This is a genomic window from Actinoplanes sp. TFC3 (assembly GCF_001553785.1).
GTDB lineage: Bacteria > Actinomycetota > Actinomycetes > Mycobacteriales > Micromonosporaceae > Actinoplanes.
This window is the reverse complement of record NZ_LOJP01000001.1, coordinates 5,386,879-5,406,244: the sequence shown is the minus strand read 5'-3', so window position 1 is coordinate 5,406,244 and position 19,366 is coordinate 5,386,879. Positions and strand designations below refer to the sequence as shown.

Genomic DNA, 19,366 nt, shown 5'->3' with positions numbered 1-19,366 from the left:
GCTCCGGCCCGCCCGGCTCAACCCAAAACCGAGCTCAATCCACCTGAGGCAGCGCCGGCCCGAGAATGTCATCAGCGTCCACAATGGTGTACGCGTACCCCTGCTCAGCGAGGAAGCGCTGCCTGTGCGCGGCGTACTCCGTGTCGATCGTGTCCCGTGACACCACCGTGTAGAAATGCGCCTGGCGGCCATCGGCCTTGGGGCGCAGGACCCGGCCGAGGCGCTGGGCTTCCTCCTGGCGGGAGCCGAACGTTCCAGAGACCTGGATCGCCACCGCCGCCTCGGGGAGGTCGATGCTGAAGTTGCCGACCTTCGAGATGACCAGCGTGCGGAGTTGGCCCGATCGGAACTCGTCGAACAGGCGCTCGCGTTCCTTGTTCGTTGTCGAGCCTTGCACGATGGGGGCGCCCAGGTATTCGCCGAGTTGGTGTAGCTGTTCGATGTAGCCACCGATCACCAGCACCTGCTCATCGGGGTGCTTCTCGACGAGCGCCCGGACGACAGGCAACTTGGTGCGAGCCGTGGCTGCTACGCGGTAGCGCTCCTCGGCCTCGGTCACGGCGTACGTCATCCGCTCGGCATCGGTGAGGGTGACCCGGACCTCGGTGCACTGAGCCGGGGCGATCCAGCCCTGCGCCTCGATGTCCTTCCACGGGGCGTCGTAGCGCTTGGGGCCGATCAGCGAGAACACGTCTCCCTCCCGGCCGTCCTCGCGCACCAGCGTCGCCGTCAAGCCCAGGCGGCGGCGGGCCTGCAAATCAGCGGTGAACCGGAAGATCGGCGCGGGCAGCAGGTGCACCTCGTCGTAGATGACCAGGCCCCAGTCGCGGGCGCCGAACAGGTCCAGGTGGGTGAAGGCGCCGCCGCGGCGGGAGGTCAGCACCTGGTACGTGGCGATGGTGACCGGGCGGATCTCCTTGCGCTCACCGGAGTACTCACCGATCTCTTCCTCGGTGAGGCTGGTGCGGGCGATGAGTTCGCGCTTCCACTGCCGGCCCGCCACCGTGTTGGTCACCAGGATCAGCGTGGTGGCCTGCGCGGTGGCCATCGCGGCCGCCCCGACCAGCGTCTTTCCGGCCCCGCAGGGCAAGACGACCACACCCGAACCGCCGGCCCAGAAACCATCAACGGCCTCCTGCTGGTACGACCGCAGCGTCCAGCCGTCCTGGGCCAGCGAGATCTCGTGCGCCTCGCCGTCCACGTAGCCCGCCAGGTCCTCGGCCGGCCAGCCCAGCTTGAGCAGCGCCTGCTTGAGCCGCCCCCGCTCGGAGGGGTGCACCACGATCGTCTCGTCGTCGAGGCGCGCCCCCAGCATGCCGGCCAGCTTCTTGCTCTTGGCCACCTCGACCAGCACGATTTTGTCGAGTCCGCGCAGCACGAGCCCGTGCGACGGGTCGTTGACCAACTGCAGGCGGCCGTAGCGGTCCATGGTTTCGGCCACGTCGACCAGCAGCGCGTGCGGCACCGGGTAGCGGGAGAACTTGATCAGCGAGTCGACCACGCTCTCGGCGTCGTGGCCGGCCGCGCGGGCGTTCCACAGGCCCAGCGGGGTCAGCCGGTAGGTGTGCACGTGTTCCGGGGAGCGTTCCAGCTCCGCGAACGGGGCGATGGCCATCCGGCACGCCTGCGCATCGGGGTGGTCGACCTCCAGCAACAGGGTCTTGTCGGACTGCACGATCAGGGGTCCGCCGCTCACCAAGATGCCCTTCCACGAATTTGAGAAGACCCTCCAGTCTGACACGCCCCGGCGAACCCGCCCTATTCCTCCAGCACAGCCGCGGTCACCCGGTGCAGGGCGAACGTGTGCGAGGTCTCAGTGCGTTCGTCCTCGGCGCGCAGATAGCCGGCGCTCAGCGACACCGGGCGCACCAGCCGCGACAGGGTGGCGCCGTGCGAGTCCACGTAGCCGATCCAGACCCGCGCCTTGTCGCGCACAGCCTGCTGCAACACCGCCATGGCCTGCGTATGAGCTTGCACGGAGGTCAGCCCGGGGACGCTCTGCCCGTTGGCCGCACGCACGGTGACCGGGGCACGCCGGGCCGCGCGGGTGGCCAGATCGCCACGGCGGATCTGTTCAACCACCCCGGCCAGTCGTGGTCCAGCCAGCAAGGGGGGTCCGCCCTGGTCGCCCAGCCGAGCCGATACGGGGGTACGGGTGGGAGCGCGCCGAACCTTCGGCCGGCTGAGCACCGCCGCGCCCACCGCGTCCTCGGCCACCGGGGCGTACCCGCAATCGCGCAGGACCCCCAGCAACCGGGACAGCTGCAGCGGGCTGACCAGCACTGTAGGGGCCAGTCGGCGCAGGACCAGCGACTGCAGACGCTTGTCGACCAGCACCTCGGCGACCAGGGCCTCGTCGTCGCTGCGCAGGTAGGAACCGGCCGAACCGGTGCGCAGACCGCCGTGCTTACGGGCGGCGTCGTCGATCAGGTAGGTCAGCGCCTGCGGGATCGGGGTGCGCGAACGGCGCTGGAACAGGGCGTGCAGGTCGGCGGCGGCGTACCCGACGTCGAGCGCCCGGCGCACGCTGGCCGCGGTGACCCGGTGCACGCTGGCCCCGCCGGCGGACTCCAGCTCGGCGACAGCCTCCAGCTCGGCGGCGAGTTCGGGCTCCGGAGGACCGGGCACCACCACTGACAGGTCGGCCTGCACGAGCACGTGGTCGACGGGAGCGGGCAGCAGCGCGTCGAGGGCGCGCACGGCTTCGGAGGCGCCGGGCACGCGGCCGCCGTCCGGCCCGGTGCCGAGCGGGTCCTGGTCGTCGGGTTCGGTGCCGGTTTGCAGCAATTTCCCGTACGAGGTAAGCGCCCCCAATCCCGTCACGCCCAACGTCGCGGCCCCGCTCAGAGCGTCACGATGCGCCTGCTCGCGACCTCGCGCGCGGCGCGGCGCCTGCCACGACAGCAGCCCGAGTACGTCATCGGTCTTCGGCGCGGTGCCCGGAGGCAAATCGGTCAGCACCGCCAGCACCTCCCGCCGGGCCTGCGGCGCGCCGGCACGTTCGGCATCGGGAGCCAGCACGTTGACCGGGCGGTCCCGGTCGTCGCGCTGGCCGATCAAGCTGGGCTGACGGGTCATGGCCAGCCACGAGTTGGCCAGGGCTTCCCAGCGCTGGGCGATGCTCAGCGCCCGCCACAGGTCATAAGCTCCGGTGGGCAGAAAAATCTCGTCCGCGGCGCCACCGGCCCGGCTGGTCGTCACACCCCGGCCGGTGCCGCTGACATCGGTCTCGCCCAGCAGCCCGGACGCATGCGCAACCTCGATCAGCAGCGCGGTCGACGGTTCGTCGAGGTTCACGGCACGGCTGAGACGCTTGAGATCCCGTACGCCCAAACCTCCGGTCTTCAACCCGATGGCCGGCTCTACCGCGAGCGCGTCCAGCAGCATCTCGGTGTTGCGCACGGCCTCCATGACCTGACCGGCCCCGGCCGAGTCGACCGGCTTGGGATCGCGCTGCACGCCCGGCGGTGCGGGCGGGTGCGGGCGCAACTCACCCAGCGGACCCTCGTCGCGGCGCAGCAGCAGACCGATCTCACGCGGCAGCTCGACCAGCTCACCGTCGGCGCGGGGCGCACGGCCCACCTCGGAAACCGGGACCAGCATGTGGTTGTCGATCAGCCACTGCACCGGCTCGGCGACTTTGCCGCCGGCGGCGAGCGCGCCGACCGGGGGACCTGCGGCGAGCCGGTCCAGGATTGCGCGGGCGCCGGCGGGGGCAGCCATGACCGTACGGCGAAGCTTGGCCTTGTCCGCACAAAGAGCTGCCGCCTGGGCATCCAGGTAGTCCGCGGGGCGCCCGAGACCGGCCGGGTAGGGGGAGGTGACCTCGTCGACCGTGCCCACCACGTGCAACGCGTCGTCGGGGCCGTACAGCAGGAAACGGGCGCGTAGGCGGCCGAGCCCTGTTCGTACCTCTTCGGGGTCAATGCCCGCGGTGAGCTCGATAATCGCGGAGAGCGAGGTCAACGCGGTTTGCTCCGACCGGCTCAGCCGGGCGGCATCGAGCACGGCGAGGGTGAACTCGTCCAGGGCATCGAGGCAGCGAGCTACCGAGCCGCGGGATTGAGCCCGCACGGCGAGAGCGGACACGTCGGCGGGTACGGGCACGACAAGATCGGGGCGCAACTGGATGAGCGCGCCCAGAGCCTCGTCGGAGAGAGCCCTCAACTGATCGGCGAATGCGGTGGCCATCGCATCCAACGCTAACCGCCGTGGGAGCATGGTGAGGGGTCCGGGGCGTGGCCGGACCGTGGAAAATCCTGAGGAGTCACCCGTGGCCGCCAACAAGAAGATGCCCGGCACGTCCGTCGACGTCGGTGAAGCACGCGCTTCCCGCCCGGGACAGGTGCCGGAGTCGCCGCTCAAGGACGGGCACCTGTCGGTGTCGGAAATCGTGTCCGACCGGGCGGCCGCCCCGTCGCCGTTCGGTGACGACCAGACCTTCCCGCTGCCGGTGGAGAGCTTGACCTACACCCCGGCCACCACTCCGTGACAGCTGCCGCTCCCGCGGTCGGCTTCGATCTGGACATGACCCTGATCGACTCTCGGCCCGGCATCCGGGAGGCCTACCGGGCGCTCACCGCTGCGACCGGCGTGTATGTCGACGCCGATCTAGCGGTCACCAGGCTTGGGCCGCCGCTGCGCACCGAGCTGCGCAACTGGTTCCCGGAAGCCGACGTGGAGCAGGCGGTCACCACCTACCGCACGCTGTACGCCGAGCACGCCATCGCGCCCACGGCTCCGATGCCCGGGGCGGTTGACGCGCTGGCTGCCGTACGCGGGCGCGGGCTGCGGGTCGTCGTGGTGACCTCGAAGCTGGGCCGGCTGGCCGCGCTGCACCTCGAACATCTCGGCTTGCCGTACGACGAGCTGGCCGGTGACCTGTTCGCCGAGGGCAAGGCCACGGCGCTGGCCGGGCACCGGGTGCGCTGGTATGTCGGGGATCACGTGGCCGACATGGTGGCGGCCCGTACCGCCGAGATCCCGGGCATCGGCGTGGCCACCGGGCCGTGCTCGATCGACGACCTTACTTCCGCCGGAGCCGCACGCGTTTTGTCTGACTTGACCGGGTTCCCCGCACTCCTGGCTGAGATTACGGTTGGGACCTGAGCGTCACGCTCGATAACCTAGCCGTGAGCAATCGAGTCCATTGAGTGAAGTTGAGGTCAGCGGTGCCCACGGGTCGAGTGAAGTGGTACGACGCGACGAAGGGATTCGGTTTCGTCACCAGCGACGAGGGCGGAGACGTGTTCCTGCCCAAGACATCCCTGCCGTCCGGGGTCGAGGACCTGCGGGCCGGCCAGCGGATCGAGTTCGGCGTGATGGACGGCCGCAAGGGCGCCCAGGCCCACGGTGTCAAGGTCCTCGACGCCCCGCCCTCGGTGGCCGAGCTGCGCCGCCGCCCCGCCGACGAGCTCCACGGCATGGTCGAGGACATGATCAAGGTCCTCGAGGCGAAGGTGCAGCCCGACTTGCGGCGCGGTCGCTATCCGGACAAGCGGACGTCCCAGAAGGTCGCGCAGCTTGTTCACGCGGTGGCACGTGAGCTGGAGGTTTAGGGGTTTATCAGCTTGAGGGCCGTCCTTGGGGGCGGCCCTCTCGCTTCGCCCGGCTTTGGCCGGCTCGCCGGGCCTTGTCAGGCGAGCAGGCTGCGGACGGGCGGGGTGATGCCGGCGGCGGCGGACCGGCTGAGCAGGGCGTCGGCGGCGGCCAGGCCCTCCTTGCCCAGGTCGAGGGTGAACTCGTTGACGTACAGCTTGATGTGCTGCTGCACGACGTCGGGTTCCATCTCCTGGGCGTTGGCCAGCACGAACTCGCGGCTCGCGTCGGGGTCGGCCCAGGCCATGCTCACCGAGGTGCGGATCCACTCCGCGGCCTCCTGCGGGTCAACCTTGCCCTTGCGGGCCAGAATCGCGCCGAGCGGAATCGGCAACCCGGTGTCCGACTCCCACCATTCGCCCAGGTCGACCAGCGAGGTCAGGCCGTACCTCGGGTAGGTGAACCGAGCCTCGTGGATGACCAGGCCGGCGTCGAAGCGTCCCTCGGCCACCCCCGGCATGATCTCGTGGAACGGCACCACCTCGATGGCGGCGGGCGGGTTGCCTGCCGACCAGAGGCGGAACAGCAGGTACGCCGTGGTCCGGTCGCCGGGGACGGCAACCGTGGCGCCGCTGAGGTCGTCGTTGTGGCCCGCCTTGGTGAGCACCAGCGGACCGCAGCCCCGGCCCAGAGCGCCGCCGCAGGGGATCAGCTCGTAGTCGTCCAGCAGCCAGGGCAGCGCGGCGTAGCTGACCTTGACCAGGTCGAACTCGCCCCGCTCGGCAGCGGTGTTGGTGACATCGACGTCGGCGAACGTCAGCTCGACCGGCTCGGCGCCCGGGATGAGACCGTGCACGAGCGCATGGAAGACGAACGTGTCATTGGGGCAGGGCGAAACCGCCAGGGAAAGTGCCACGTCCCTCACCGTATCGACGGGGAGGCCCGCTGACCCGCACCGAACGGTGTCTGACTTGCCACACGTTGTCTGGGCCACATTCCGCCGCCAACTGGTTGTCCACAAAGTTATCCACAGGCTCAGTGGAGAACTTTGCCGGCTCTCTGCCACCCTCCAGTGAGGGCCCCGAAAGCTTCTTGTAGCCGCCAACTAGCCCGGTCACGGGGGCCGATGGGGTTGGAGATCGCGCGCAGTTCGAGGAAGGGCAGGCCCAGCGCTCGGGCCGCGCTGGCTACGCCGAAGCCCTCCATCGCCTCGGCCACGGCGTGCGGGTACTGAGCTTCGAGGCGAGCGGTGGTGCCGGCCGTGCCGGTGACCGTGGCCAGGGTGAGGATGTCGCCGCGGATGGCCTCGGGCAGGGCGGAGGTCACGGCGTCGAGGAGGTCGGGATCGGCGGCGATGACACTTGTGCCGAAGCCGAGTTCCTCGATGGGGAGGAAGGCGTGGCTGGAGGGGTCCTGGGTGGGGGTCTCGGCGCCGAGATCCGCGGCCAGGGAACGTACGCCGAGGACGGTGCCGCCGACTGCGGCTCGGCCGGCGAATCCGCCGGCGATGCCGGTGCTGATCACGGCGGTGCAGGGCTCGCCGCGAGCTTCGGCGAGGGCGAGCAGGCGCGCGGTGCCGGCGGCCGCAGCGGCAGGGCCGACGCCGACAGCCGCAACAGCGAAGATCGCTGCGCCGGTGCGGCCGACCTGCGAGGCGGCGGTCACAGGCTCGATCCCGCTTGCGGAGAGGCCGGCTCGGACTGCTTGGGCTTCCGGTTCTACCGCGGTGACGATGAGCAGGCGGGGGGTGGTCATCTGGGGTCGGCCTCGTCGGTGGGGGTGCCGGGGCCGTTGGTGGTTGAGGACCACCGTCGAGCCGCCGACCACCGGCAACTGCTCGACCGCACCGGAATGGTCCTTCGGGACCGTCTACACCGGCGGCTCGACGGTGGTGCACGAGAAGAGCAAGTACGGCGACCCGAGCGGCCCGGCTTCCGGTCAGGGCAAGCACCTCTGGCGGGCCCGCTACTGGACGCAGGGCTCCGAGCCCGGCTGGACGCAACAGTGGGAGGACCTCGGCCGCTGCTGAGGTCGTAGCTCCCGGCCCGTCTCCACCCTGGGTTCCTGTCTCCACCCCTGGGTTCCCGTCTCCACCCCCGGGTGGAGGCGGGAACTCCATCTGTGCGCCGATTCGTGATCGACGGTTCTGCCGGATCGTTTGACACATGACGAACTACCTGATCAGCATCGGCATCCTGGTTCTCGTTCTGACCACCGGCCTTGGCACCCACGAATACGCCAAGCACCGCCTCATCCGCCCGGTGCTCATCGTGCTCGGCGTCGCGGCGTACTACCTGCACTCGTTCCCGACCGGCGGCAATGACATCCCCCTGGTGCTGGCGTTCGCCGGTTTCGGCCTCGCCCTCGGCATCGGTTCCGGCCTGTTGGTCAAGGTCCACCGCGACACCTCCACCGGCAAGATCCTGACCACCGCCGGGCTCGGCTTCGCCACGATCTGGGCCGGCGTCACCGTGGCGCGCATGCTGTTCATCTACGGCGCCGACCACTGGTTCACCGAGGCCCTGATCACGTTCTCCCGCGACAACCTGATCACCGGCGCCGACGCCTGGACCGCCGCGTTCGTGCTGATGGCGCTGACCATGGTGCTCGCCCGGCTCGCCGTCACCGTGATCGCCGCGTCCCGCGTCCGCCGCCCCGAGTTGTCCGGGACAATGGCGCGGTGAACTCCAGCGTCGGGTACCGGCCCCTGGTCTGGGCCAGCGCGGCAGTCATCGCGGTCGACGCGATCCTGGCCGGGCTGCCCGAGCCGGGGGCCGCCCGCATCCTGCTACCGGTGCTGGTCGTGGCCGGGCTGGCATTGTGGCTCGCCGGCACCTCGCTGTGGATCCGGGCCGCCGGGCTGTCCGGGCAGGCGATCGCACTGACCGGCGCCGGGCTGTGCGGGGCGGGCATCGACCTGGTCCGCCCGGACGGCCCCGGCTATGTGCTGGGGTTCATGGCGGTGGCGGGGATGGGGTTGCGCCTGCCGCGCCGGATCGCCCTGATCTGCGGCGGGCTGGTGGTCGCCTGCACGGCCTTGGTCGAGGCGTACAACGCCCAGCACGGCATCACCGCGTTTCTCAACCTGGCCATCGGCGGCTTCTTCCTGTTCATGGCGTCGGCCTTCGCGCAAGCCAACCGGGCCGCCCGCGACGCCGCCGAGGAACGCCTCGCCCAGGAGGCTGAGACCCGCGCGGCCCGAGAGGAGTCGGCCCGGCTGGCCGAGCGCTCCCGCATCGCCCGCGAACTGCACGACGTCCTCGCGCACACGCTGGCCGGGCTGACAGTCAAGTTGGAAGGGGCACGCCTGCTGGCCACGAAGACGTCGGCCGACCCGCGGGTGATCGAGCAGATCTCCGGGGCGCACAGCCTGGCCCGTGACGGCTTGAGCGGGGCTCGCCAGGTAGTCGAGACGCTGCGCGGCGACCGGGTGCCGGGGCCGTCGCTGATCCCCGAGCTCGTGCAGAATTCCGGGGCGACGCTGACCGTCACCGGCACGCCGCGCCCGATGCCACCCGAGGACGGGCTGGCGTTGTACCGCACGGTGCAGGAAGCGCTGACCAACGCGGCCAAGCACGCCGGTCCGTCCGCTACCGTCGCGGTGTCGTTGACGTGGACCGATGCGGCTGTCGAAGTTTCGGTCACCGACAGCGGCGGCTCGCCGGTCCCGCAGTTGCCCTCGGGTGGGTTCGGGTTGACCGGGCTGGCCGAGCGCGCGGCGCTGGCCGGTGGGCAGTTGACGGCCGGTCCCGAGGGGGCAGGCTGGCGGGTGTGGTTGTCCCTTCCCTTGAAAGGCGCACAGTGACTGTCACCGTGCTAGTGGCCGACGACCAGAAGGTGGTCCGGGACGGCTTGGCGATGATGCTCGGGCTGCTCGACGACATCACCGTGGTCGGCACGGCCATCGACGGCGGCGACGCGATCCGCCAGGCCGGCGAGCACGACCCGGACGTGATTCTGATGGACCTCAACATGCCCGGCGTGGATGGGATCGAGGCAACGTCACGACTGGTGGCCTCGGGGGCGCGGGCGCGGGTTGTGGTGCTCACGACGTACGCGGATGATCGGTCGGTTTTCCAGGCTTTGCAGGCCGGGGCGAAGGGTTACCTGACCAAGGATGCGGGAGCCGAGGAGATCCGGCAGGCCGTGCTGACGGTGGCGGCGGGGGAGGCCCAACTCGACCCGTCGGTGCAGCGGCGGTTGCTGGAGGCGCTGGCCGCGGGGGCGCCGTTCGGGGTGGCTCCGGAGTCACCGTCGGGGTTGCTGACCGCGCGCGAGGAGGACGTGCTGCGCGAGATCGCCCACGGGCACAGCAACGCGGAGATCGCGGGGCGGCTGCACGTGTCCGAGGCGACGGTGAAGACGCACATCAACCATCTGCTGGCCAAGACGGCGTGCCGGGATCGGGCCGCCCTTGTCGCCTACGCGTTCCGGACCGGGCGGGCACGCTGAGCTGTCTTGCCGGCCGGCCTGTCCTACCTGCTGGCCTGTCTGCGCTGAGGTCAGCTCAGGGTTTGCGGGCCACGCCGCCATAGCCGGTGCGGGCCAGCTCCGGATCCACCCCGGCCGGCAACGCCTCGTGCGGCCAGATGTTCACCAGCCCCGGCGCCTCGAAGACGAAGTCGCCAAAGAAGGCCTCGATGCTCGGGCGGTCGCGCGGCGTGAACGGGGTGTTGGCGCGCTCGTAGATGTCGGAGATGCGGGCCATGTAGTCGGGCCGGGCGTCGTTCGCCGCGTGCGAGATGGCCAAGTAGCTGCCCGGGGCGAGGGCCTTGCGGTACTCGGCCACCGCGTCGTGCGGGTGGGCGCTGTCCGGAACCAGGTGCAGCAGGAACATCATCAGCACGGCGACCGGCTGGTCGAAGTCGAGCAGGCCGGTGACCTCGGGGTCCTGCAGGATGGTCTCGGGTTCCAGGAAGTCGCGGTGCACGATGCGCGCGCGGCCCGGGTCGGTCAGCAGGAACCGGCCGTGGGTGCAGACCACGTCGTCGTAGTCGACGTAGACCACGCGGGCGTCCGGGTGGGCCGCCTGGGCGAACTCGTGCACGTTCTTGGCCGCGGGCAGCCCCGAGCCCAGGTCGAGGATCTGACGGATGCCGCGTTCGCGGACCAGGTGGTTGACGACCCGCTCGATCAGCGCCCGGCCCGAGGCGGCGGCCGCGCGCATCTCGGGGGCCACGGCCAGGACGGCTTCGGCGGCGGCCCGGTCGGCTGCGAAGTTGTCCTTGCCGCCCAGGTAGTAGTCGTACATCCGGGCGGCGTTCGGCACATTGACATCGATGCCAGCGGGGACCGTCATGGACATCAACGTACCTTCCCCGCCGGAGGATGAGTAGCCCGGCTCTGTCGACGTAGGACACAGCCGCCGCGGAGTTCGAAACCCGGATACCGGGGTACTCGGGCGCCATGGCTTTCGGAAAGAAGCAGACCGTTGCCGATCAGCTCGTCGAGGTGCTGGTGCAGGCCGGCGTCGAGCGGATCTACGGCATTGTCGGGGACAGCCTCAACGCGCTCAGCGACGCGATCCGGCGCAACGACGCGATCGACTGGGTGCATGTGCACAACGAGGAGGCAGCGGCGTTCGCGGCGGCGGCCGAGGCCCAGCTCACGGGCAAGCTGGCGGTCTGCGCGGGCAGCGCCGGGCCGGGCAACACCCACCTGATCCAGGGCGTCTTCGATGCGCACCGCTCGGGCGCGCCGGTGCTGGCGATCGCCTCGCACATCACCTCGACCGAGATCGGCACCGGTTTCTTCCAGGAGACCGACCCGAAGCGGCTGTTCGAGCAGGCCAGCCACTGGGCCGAGCTGCTGTCCACGCCGGCGCAGATGCCCCGGATGGCCCGCGTCGCGATCCAGAACGCGGTCGGGTTGCAGGGCGCTGCGGTGCTGGTGGCGCCGGGGGACCTGCTGGAGGCGGACGCGGTCAACGAGACCGGATCGTCGGCGCCGGCCGCTCGCCGCCCCCTGCCCGCTCCGGCGCCCGAGGTGCTCGAGGACCTGGCGGCCCGGCTCAACGGCGCGGCCAAGGTGGCGATCTTTGCCGGCATCGGGTGTGCGGACGCGCGCGAGGAGGTGCTCGCGCTGGCTGCGGCGCTGAATGCCCCGGTGGGTCACAGCCTCAGGGGCAAGGACATCCTGCAGTACGACAACCCGTACGACGTGGGTATGTCAGGTTTGCTGGGCTATGGCGCGTGTTACGACGCCTGCCACGAAGCCGACGTGTTGTTGCTGCTCGGCACCGACTTCCCCTACCGCGCTTTCCTGCCGCAGAAGAACACCATCCAGGTCGACATCGACCCGTCGCGTCTGGGCCGGCGTTCCGAGCTGGAACTGGGCGTGGCCGGCGATGTGGGGGCGACGATCCGGGGGCTGCTGCCGCTGCTGACCGCGCGCGACGACCGCTCGTTCCTGGACAAGACGCTCAGGGAGCACAGCAAGAAGCTGGACAGCACGGTCGAGGCGTACACCCACGACGTCGAGCACCTGACCCCGATCCACCCCGAGTACGTGGCGTCGATCCTCGACGAGGAGGCCGCCGGCGACGCGGTGTTCACTGCCGACACCGGCATGTGCTGCACCTGGATTGCCCGCTACATCACGCCGAACGGCCGGCGGCGGCTGATGGGTTCGTGGGTGCACGGCACGATGGCCAACGCGTTGCCGCATGCGATCGGCGCCCAGCTCGTCGACCGCAACCGCCAGGTCATCTCGATGTCCGGCGACGGTGGCCTGGCCATGCTGCTCGGCGAGTTGCTGACCGTGCGCACCCACCGGCTGCCCGTCAAGGTGGTCGTGTTCAACAACTCGAGCTTGGGCATGGTCCGGCTGGAGATGATGGTCGACGGCGCTCCGCCGTACGAGACGGATCATGATGCGGTTGATTTTGCCGCTATTGCCCGGGCGGCGGGTTTCCATGCGGTGCGCGTCGAGAAGCCGGACGAGGTGCGCAGTGCCCTGCGGGCGGTCCTCGACCATGACGGCCCGGCCCTGCTGGACGTGGTGACAGATCCGGACGCGCTGTCCATGCCGCCGCACATCACGGCCGCCGAGGCGAAGGGCTTTGCGCTGTCGACGAGTAAGACGGTGCTGGGTGGCGGGGTCGGGTCGATGCTGCACCTGGCTCGGACGAACTTGCGGAACCTGGGCGGCTAGACACCGCCACGCCCGCGAACCCGGGCACCAGCCCCGGCTTCCCGCCCCCGCAGCTTGCGCAGGCTCCTGCGGGCGGCGGCCACCGGGACCACCACCATCGGCGACAGGTCCTGCATGGCGACCTCGATGGGGTGCCGAGTCGCAGGCCCCGGTGTCGAACCGGGCCTTCCGCCGTTATGAGCGGCGGCCGGGCAGCCAACGCCCCGCCTGCGGTGATGAATTTCCAAGGAAAGTGCGCCGCCGGGGAATCGAACCCCGAACCGATTGATTAAGAGTCAATTGCTCTGCCAGTTGAGCTAGCGGCGCCCGGTTTACTGCTGCGCACCCCCAGCAGGATTCGAACCTGCGGCCTCGACGTTCGTAGCGTCGCGCGCTGTCCCACTGCGCCATGGGGGTAGGAAAAGAAAAAGCCGCCGGGCAGGCCGGCGGCGGACGGAGGAGGCTGATTGTCAGCCGCTTCGCCGTGCCGGGGTGGTGCGCATTCGCTTCGTCATGGGAAAACCATAGAACAGGCCGGCGGCGTTCTTCAACGCATTTAATCGCGCCTTCTCTGCGGCCGGACCTCTCTTTTCGGCCGTGACTTCTTCTCCGGTCGGGCTGTGGCCCTCTCGCTGGCTGCTTCCCTCTGCGAGCGCACCTTGAGGCGCCCGCGAACGCGACGAACGCGACACCCTGTCCGATCGGACTGCGTAAAGTGCGCCAGGGTATTTCACGGGCATCGAAGTGAACGATCGGCGAGCCGGGGATGTCCGCCAGGGGAGATATATGGCATGCTGCCGCCGGGCTGCTCTGGGGATTCCAATGGCTCGGAACTCGGCGCCGCTCTGAGGGCTCCTCGGGCTCGAGCTACCGGACCGCTCCGAGGGCTTCTTGGCGGCCTGGAAGCACCTCGACCTGCCGGACAGCTCCGGGCGATCCGGGGAACTCTCGACCGAAGAGGACCGCCCCTCGGCGGCCGCCAAGCTCAGGCACCTTTGTAACGTGACAATTTCACGATCACCTAGACAGAGGTGGTCGCTAGGCTAACAAAACGGACATAAGACGTTTCCGGTGCGGGGCCGGGGCGTTGATTGGGGTTATGGTGCGACGCTCATCCCTGCGCGAGATCCGCGAGCAGACCTACAAAGCCAAGGACGCCTGGTGGACTGTGCTGCTGGTGGACCCGGTGGCGGCCCGGTTGGTGTGGCTCGTCTCGCCGTACCGGTGGATCACGCCGAATTTTCTCACCGGAATCGCAACCATCCTCGGCCTGGGAGCCGCCGCGGCGTTCGCCACGGGTGAGCGCTGGTGGGTCGTGGCCGGGGCGCTGCTGTTCCACGTCAGCTTCATCGTCGACTGCATGGACGGCAAGATCGCCCGGCTCAATGGAACCGGGTCGATGTTCGGGACCTGGCTCGACTTCATGTTCGACCGGGTTCGCGTGTTCATCTGTGCCCTGGCGCTCTTCGGTGGCCAGTACGAACGGACGGGCTCTGACACGTACCTCTGGGTCATGATCGCCGTGGTCTTCCTGGACCTGTTCCGCTATCTCAACGGCCAGCAGATGGCCAAGGTCCGCCAGACCATGCGCGACCAGATCGCCGAAGCGCGCGGCCCGATCCTCCCGCCGCCGCCCGAAGCTCCCGCTGCGGCCGCCGCCGTCGCTCACGGCCCGCGCGCGAAGGTTCGCCACCTGCTGCTGTCGCGGCGCATCCGCACACACCTGTTCAGCGGCATCGAGTACGAGATGACGGTCTTCATCATCGGCCCCCTGACCGGCCTGATCATTCCCTTCGCGGTGCTGGCCGGGGCCCTGATGCTGGTCTTCGAACTGCGCCTGATCTACCGCCTCTGGCAGTCCACCCGCGCCTTCCCGGTGGCCCTGGCCAAGGCCCGCGCCGCTGCGGCAGTGCTCGCCGTGCCCGAGCAGTCCCACGAGGTGGCACCCACCCCCACCCGGGGGTAGTGCCGACCGGCGGCCCGGCGCAAGCTGATCAGCATGGGTACTGCAGCTTTCCGGGCCGCCCGCGATTTCCTCATCGAGCGTCGCGAGAACTACGCCGACGCCTACGCGACCTTCGCCTGGCCCCAGCTCGGCGAGTTCAACTGGGCCCTCGACTGGTTCGACGTAATCGCCCAGGGTAACGATGCACCTGCGCTCTGGATCGTCGAAGAGGACGGCTCGGAGCAGAAGCTGTCCTACGAGCAGATGTCCCAGCGCTCAAACCAGGTGGCCAATTGGCTGCGCGCGCAAGGCGTCAAACGCGGCGACCGGCTGGTCCTCATGCTGGGCAACCAGGTCGAACTGTGGGAAACTATCCTGGCCGCGATGAAGCTGGGCGCAGTGCTCATCCCGGCCACTCCGCTGCTGGGCCCGGCCGACGTCCGCACCCGTGTCGCGCGCGGCGGCGCCCAGCATGTGGTCGCGCTTTCGAGCGCCGCGCCACGCTTCGAAGGCATCGACGAAAACGTGACGAGGGTCGCGGTGGGAGAACCGGTCGAGGGATGGAAAACCTTCTCCGACGGGTACGACCAGAGCACCACGTTCCAGCCGGACGGCCCGACCCACGCCGACGACACGCTGCTGCTCTACTTCACATCCGGCACCACAGCCCAACCCAAGCTGGTGGAACACACGCACGCCTCGTACCCGGCCGGCCACCTGTCGACCATGTACTGGATCGGCCTGCAGCCCGGAGACATCCACCTCAACATCTCGTCCCCCGGCTGGGCCAAGCACGCCTGGAGCAACGTTTTTGCCCCGTGGAACGCCCAGGCTTGCGTGTTCATCTACAACTACACCCGCTTCGACGCCGCGCGGCTGCTGGCCGAGATGCAGCGCTGCGAGGTGACCAGCTTCTGTGCGCCGCCCACCGTATGGCGCATGCTGATCCAATCGGACCTGAGCACCCTGCGCACCCCGCCCCGCCTGGTGGTGGGGGCCGGAGAGCCACTCAACCCCGAGGTCATCGAGCGGGTACGCGAGGCCTGGGGCGTGACCATCCGCGACGGCTTCGGCCAGACCGAGACGTCGGTCCAGATCGCCAACACACCTGGTCAGCCGGTACGTCCGGGCTCGATGGGCCGCCCGGTGCCTGGGTTCCGCGTAGCCCTGATCGACCCGCTGACGGGGAAGCCGGCCACCGAGGGCGAGATCTGCCTGCAGCTCGACCCGCGCCCCGTCGGGCTCATGGTCGGCTACCACGGTGACGAAGACCTAACCGCCGCAGTAATGGCCGACGGCTACTACCACACCGGCGACGTGGGCTCGCAAGACAAGGACGGATACATCACCTACATAGGCCGCACCGACGACGTGTTCAAAGCCTCGGATTACCGAATCTCCCCCTTCGAACTCGAAAGCGTCCTGATCAAGCATGAAGCGGTGGTGGAAGCGGCCGTGGTGCCATCACCCGACGCGCTGCGCCTCAACGTGCCCAAGGCGTACGTGGTGCTAGCTGCCGGCTGGGAACCGACCGAGGAAACGGCAAAAGCCATCTTCGAGCATTCCCTGACGCATTTGTCGCCTTACCAGAGGATTCGGCGTCTGGAATTCACTGACCTGCCGAAGACCATTTCGGGGAAGATCCGGCGGGTGGAGCTTCGGGAGGCTGAGCAGGCGAAGAACGGTGAGGGGAAGGAAACGCCGCCGGGTGAGTTCCGCGGGTGAGCCTGGGTTTGATGCGTTCGCTTCCACGGCGGCGCGCAACCGACTTCCTGTTCTGCTGACACCTGATTCGTCTTGCGCCTGAACCGTCCGTCTCGGTGCGGAACTCTCGATCTTGGTCCTTGTTCTGATTTCGTGCGCCCGGAGTCAATGTCCTGGATCTGGAGGCGAGGCTTCACCCCTGGAAGCCCGGCTCGGCGCGCCGCAACCAGGTAATCATGGCGTCTTGGCAGGAGGCGAAGATCTGCCACACCTCGTTGTACCGATCCAGCGCAGCCTCCTTGGTTCCCAGCGCCGCATCCTGACTCCAGCGCTCGGTGAGTTCGTGCAGCCGAGTAGCAACCCGGTCAAGCTCGGTGCTGAACTGCCGATCCTGAGCAGCCACCACCGCCGCGGCGATGCGGAAGCGGAGATCAAGGACCGCAACGTCCTCAATGTCCGCCCGCAACGAACGCTCGTCCGGCACGCCAACAAACGTCCGCATGCCGGACTCAAGAGCGTCAACAACCTTGTCGCGAGCCTGTTGCTGCAAAGCCAGCTTGCGCAGCGACGAGTCGGTAAGCCTCACCACCGTAAGGCTGACCAGAGCCGCCACCAGACCAGTGATCACAGCACTGACAAGCCCCTGCAACAAGTTCGGCCAGCCGGCGGTGACCGACTGAAACCAACTCGCCGACGTGGTCATACCGCCAAATTAGCCCGCGACCCGATCCAGGCACATATAAAGTCGCTTGCCCGACGGTCGATACCCAACCCGCTCATAGATTCGCCACGAATCCGGCCCCGAAGCCTCCAGCCAAGCAACCTCAACCCCCGCACCAAAAAGCTGCACCGTAATGGCCCCGGTGATCGCCGCAGCAAGCCCCCGCCGCCGGTACGCCGTCACAACCGCAATCCCCGTCACTTCACTGACCCCGCCATTCGCCAGCTCGCTCCCTTGCTGGCCGTCCGCTGGCTCGCTCGCTTGCCGGCCTTCCGGGCGCTCGCTTTCGCGCGAGCCGCCCAAGGGCTTGCTCTCAGCGGGCGTACCCCCTCCGCCTCCGTTAGGTGGTGTCGCCATACCACCGCCCACGCACACGCCGACCGCATCAATGGCCATGAACGCAACGCCGCCGCGGTCCTGCAAGTGCGCGATGCGTTCGGCGTCTTGCTCGGTGGCCGTAGGTTCACCCCCGAACGCCTCGTTCTGGGCATTGACCATGGCGATGCGCTGCTCGGAGTTGGCCGGCGACAGTACCCGGAAGCCGTCGGGTATCGGTGGAACCCGCAGCGAACCAGGTGAGCAGACGAGGTAGTCGTGCCGTTCCTCGACGGCGAATCCGGCGTTCAGAAGCAGGTGTTCGAGGTCGGGGGCAGTGCTGGTGACGTACTCCAATCGGGGTTTGCGTTCTGCCGTTCGGAACGCCGTCACCAGTGCGGTGATGTCGGCTGGGGTGATGGTGTGGCCCGGTCGCGGTGTGGCGTAGTTGATGCCGGGGCTGTCGGTGCCGGGGTCGACGCCGATGATGAACGGTCCGACGGCGACGGGTGCGGGCCGGGCGGCCAGGTTGTCGACCACGGACTCTTGAATGCGGGCATCCAAGCTCAAGGTGAACCTCTGCATGGTGAAGGAAGACGTGCACGGACGACGAAGAAAGCGCGGCCGCCACGCAAAGGCGCTGGAAACGAGTTCGTAGCGCGGAACGCTCAGGCGGCTTCTTGGCTCACCGAGATCACAGGCGTCATTCCTTCAAGCAGAGGGTCCATCTGCTCGCGCCGATCAGACCTTGCACCGATCGGCGGGCGGGCTCACCCCATCACGGCGACCGGCAGCCGGTCAACCACATTTTGATCAGCCGGGGCACCGCAGTTTTCGATGACTGCGGAACCGGCGCGCTTCTCCGTGCCCCTGGGTATGTCATCGCAGGGGTTCTCCCACCTCGTGCAGGTGCTTCAACGCGATGCCGTAGGACTCGATCAGGCCTGTCTCCTCGTAGGTCACGCCGATCTCCCGGCAGTAGGCCCGCACGATCGGTTGGGCGCGGCGCAGGTTGCGCGTCGGCATGGCCGGGAAGAGGTGGTGTTCGATCTGGTAGTTGAGGCCGCCCAGGGCGATGTCGGTAAGCCGGCCGCCGCGGACGTTGCGGGACGTCAGAACCTGTTTGCGGAGGAAGTCCTCGTCGCCGGTGGGGTGCGGCATGCCCTTGTGGTTCGGTGCGAAGGTCAGGCCGAGGTATACCCCGAACAGTCCTTGGTGGATCACGAAGAAAGTCAACGCCTGCAATGGTTGCAACACGGTCACCAAGGCGGTTACATAGAAGATCAAGTGAGCGGCCAGCAGCACCGACTCCCACCCGCGGCGCTTGATCGAACCGTTGAGCAGCGCCTTGATGCTGTCCTTGTGCAAACTCAGGCCGAGCAGAGTGAGCAGTGGGAAGAACAGCCAGGCCTGGTTGCGTGTGAGCCAGCGCTGCATCCGTCCGCGCCGGGTGCGCGCCGCGTCCTGCGACCAGACGAGCACCGCCGGCGCCACGTCGGGATCGAGATCGTCGTGGTTGGGATTGGCGTGGTGCCTGGTGTGCTTGTCCTGCCAGTAGCCATAGCTCATGCCGATGGCCAGGTTGCCCGCGATCATGCCTGCCCGAGCGCTCGGTGCTTGAGTCCGGAAAACCTGACGGTGTGCGAGATCGTGGGCCACGAGCGCCACCTGGGCGAACGTGACAGCCAGGAACGCCGCCACCGCCGACGTCCACCAGGACGCGCCTATGAGGAAGAAGGCCACCCAACCACCGACCAGCATCAGGGCCACGACACTCAAGCGCACTGTGTAGTAGCCCGGTTTGCGCGTCAGCAGGCCCGCGCCGGTTATCCGCCGGCCGAGCTCGGCGAAGTCCGTGGACCGTGGCCGCTGCGTGGTTGTTGTTGTCATGCGTCCACCGTCTCGCGGTTTCCGCTCATCGTCAGGAGGGCTAGCTCCCGAGTTCTGGGTAACGCTAGCCCTACCCTTGAGCGGGCTGAACCGGAGTACACATACGGGAGCCAGCACTACTG

18 protein-coding genes and 2 tRNA genes are annotated in these 19,366 nt (G+C 68.7%); 10 read left to right on the top strand and 10 right to left on the bottom strand.

Annotation, left to right across the window (positions count from 1 at the left end; translation table 11 throughout):
• Window positions 1-34: 34 nt before the first annotated feature.
• Window positions 35-1,696 carry a DNA repair helicase XPB gene (locus tag TFC3_RS24305; RefSeq protein ID WP_067504221.1) on the bottom strand — a complete coding sequence of 554 codons (1,662 nt, stop codon included), beginning with the start codon at window positions 1,694-1,696 and terminating at the stop codon, window positions 35-37.
• Between the two features lie 62 nt (window positions 1,697-1,758).
• A complete protein-coding gene (locus TFC3_RS24300) occupies window positions 1,759-4,191 on the bottom strand; it encodes a helicase-associated domain-containing protein (protein WP_067504218.1) in 2,433 nt (810 codons plus the stop codon).
• 82 nt (window positions 4,192-4,273) lie between these two features.
• On the opposite strand from TFC3_RS24300, the gene TFC3_RS24295 reads away from it, so the two are divergent.
• From TFC3_RS24295 to TFC3_RS24285, 3 genes are all read left to right on the top strand, one after another.
• Window positions 4,274-4,492, top strand: coding sequence for a hypothetical protein (locus TFC3_RS24295; protein WP_067504215.1), 219 nt, complete (start codon window positions 4,274-4,276; stop codon window positions 4,490-4,492).
• Complete coding sequence (locus TFC3_RS24290) at window positions 4,489-5,109, top strand: HAD family hydrolase (protein WP_369819645.1); 621 nt, start codon at window positions 4,489-4,491, stop codon at window positions 5,107-5,109. The genes TFC3_RS24295 and TFC3_RS24290 overlap by 4 nt, the downstream gene beginning before the upstream one ends.
• A 62-nt stretch (window positions 5,110-5,171) precedes the next feature.
• Window positions 5,172-5,558, top strand: coding sequence for a cold-shock protein (locus TFC3_RS24285; RefSeq protein WP_067504211.1), 387 nt, complete (start codon window positions 5,172-5,174; stop codon window positions 5,556-5,558).
• Window positions 5,559-5,635: 77 nt separating this feature from the next.
• Here the strand turns inward: TFC3_RS24285 and TFC3_RS24280 are convergent, their stop codons facing one another.
• Entirely contained in the window at window positions 5,636-6,454 is an 819-nt protein-coding gene (locus TFC3_RS24280) for a 1,4-dihydroxy-6-naphthoate synthase (protein WP_067504208.1), read from the bottom strand.
• 119 nt (window positions 6,455-6,573) lie between these two features.
• Window positions 6,574-7,293, bottom strand: coding sequence for a futalosine hydrolase (locus TFC3_RS24275; RefSeq protein WP_067504205.1), 720 nt, complete (start codon window positions 7,291-7,293; stop codon window positions 6,574-6,576).
• A gap of 43 nt (window positions 7,294-7,336) precedes the next feature.
• On the opposite strand from TFC3_RS24275, the gene TFC3_RS24270 reads away from it, so the two are divergent.
• The 4 genes from TFC3_RS24270 to TFC3_RS24255 all read left to right on the top strand — a co-directional run bounded on the left by TFC3_RS24270 (window position 7,337) and on the right by TFC3_RS24255 (window position 9,990).
• Window positions 7,337-7,567, top strand: a complete 231-nt coding sequence (locus TFC3_RS24270; protein WP_067504202.1) for a hypothetical protein — start codon at window positions 7,337-7,339, stop codon at window positions 7,565-7,567.
• Between the two features lie 136 nt (window positions 7,568-7,703).
• On the top strand, window positions 7,704-8,222 hold the full coding sequence (locus TFC3_RS24265; RefSeq protein WP_067504200.1) for a hypothetical protein: 519 nt from the start codon (window positions 7,704-7,706) through the stop codon (window positions 8,220-8,222).
• Entirely contained in the window at window positions 8,219-9,343 is a 1,125-nt protein-coding gene (locus TFC3_RS24260) for a sensor histidine kinase (protein ID WP_067504197.1), read from the top strand. Before TFC3_RS24265 ends, TFC3_RS24260 begins: the two co-directional genes overlap by 4 nt.
• A complete protein-coding gene (locus TFC3_RS24255; protein WP_067504193.1) occupies window positions 9,340-9,990 on the top strand; it encodes a response regulator transcription factor in 651 nt (216 codons plus the stop codon). The genes TFC3_RS24260 and TFC3_RS24255 overlap by 4 nt, the downstream gene beginning before the upstream one ends.
• A 55-nt stretch (window positions 9,991-10,045) precedes the next feature.
• On the opposite strand, the gene TFC3_RS24250 is transcribed toward TFC3_RS24255, so the two are convergent.
• On the bottom strand, window positions 10,046-10,837 hold the full coding sequence (locus TFC3_RS24250; RefSeq protein WP_201787207.1) for an SAM-dependent methyltransferase: 792 nt from the start codon (window positions 10,835-10,837) through the stop codon (window positions 10,046-10,048).
• Between the two features lie 107 nt (window positions 10,838-10,944).
• Here TFC3_RS24250 and TFC3_RS24245 point away from each other — a divergent pair, with 107 nt between their 5' ends.
• Window positions 10,945-12,690 carry a pyruvate dehydrogenase gene (locus TFC3_RS24245; protein ID WP_067504188.1) on the top strand — a complete coding sequence of 582 codons (1,746 nt, stop codon included), beginning with the start codon at window positions 10,945-10,947 and terminating at the stop codon, window positions 12,688-12,690.
• Between the two features lie 233 nt (window positions 12,691-12,923).
• On the opposite strand, the gene TFC3_RS24240 is transcribed toward TFC3_RS24245, so the two are convergent.
• Both TFC3_RS24240 and TFC3_RS24235 read right to left on the bottom strand, forming a co-directional pair.
• A tRNA-Lys gene (locus TFC3_RS24240) sits at window positions 12,924-12,996 on the bottom strand.
• A gap of 16 nt (window positions 12,997-13,012) precedes the next feature.
• A tRNA-Arg gene (locus TFC3_RS24235) sits at window positions 13,013-13,086 on the bottom strand.
• 682 nt (window positions 13,087-13,768) lie between these two features.
• Here TFC3_RS24235 and TFC3_RS24230 point away from each other — a divergent pair.
• Complete coding sequence (locus tag TFC3_RS24230; RefSeq protein ID WP_067504184.1) at window positions 13,769-14,635, top strand: CDP-alcohol phosphatidyltransferase family protein; 867 nt, start codon at window positions 13,769-13,771, stop codon at window positions 14,633-14,635.
• 33 nt (window positions 14,636-14,668) lie between these two features.
• Window positions 14,669-16,339: an AMP-binding protein gene (locus TFC3_RS24225; RefSeq protein ID WP_067504181.1), complete on the top strand. Its 1,671-nt coding sequence runs from the start codon at window positions 14,669-14,671 to the stop codon at window positions 16,337-16,339.
• 172 nt (window positions 16,340-16,511) lie between these two features.
• Here TFC3_RS24225 and TFC3_RS24220 read toward each other — a convergent pair whose 3' ends face one another.
• The 3 genes from TFC3_RS24220 to TFC3_RS24210 all read right to left on the bottom strand — a co-directional run bounded on the left by TFC3_RS24220 (window position 16,512) and on the right by TFC3_RS24210 (window position 19,244).
• On the bottom strand, window positions 16,512-17,021 hold the full coding sequence (locus TFC3_RS24220) for a hypothetical protein (protein WP_067504179.1): 510 nt from the start codon (window positions 17,019-17,021) through the stop codon (window positions 16,512-16,514).
• A gap of 9 nt (window positions 17,022-17,030) precedes the next feature.
• Window positions 17,031-17,894, bottom strand: a complete 864-nt coding sequence (locus TFC3_RS24215; protein WP_369819644.1) for a GNAT family N-acetyltransferase — start codon at window positions 17,892-17,894, stop codon at window positions 17,031-17,033.
• Window positions 17,895-18,233: 339 nt separating this feature from the next.
• Window positions 18,234-19,244, bottom strand: coding sequence for an acyl-CoA desaturase (locus tag TFC3_RS24210; RefSeq protein WP_067504175.1), 1,011 nt, complete (start codon window positions 19,242-19,244; stop codon window positions 18,234-18,236).
• Between the last annotated feature and the right edge of the window lie 122 nt (window positions 19,245-19,366).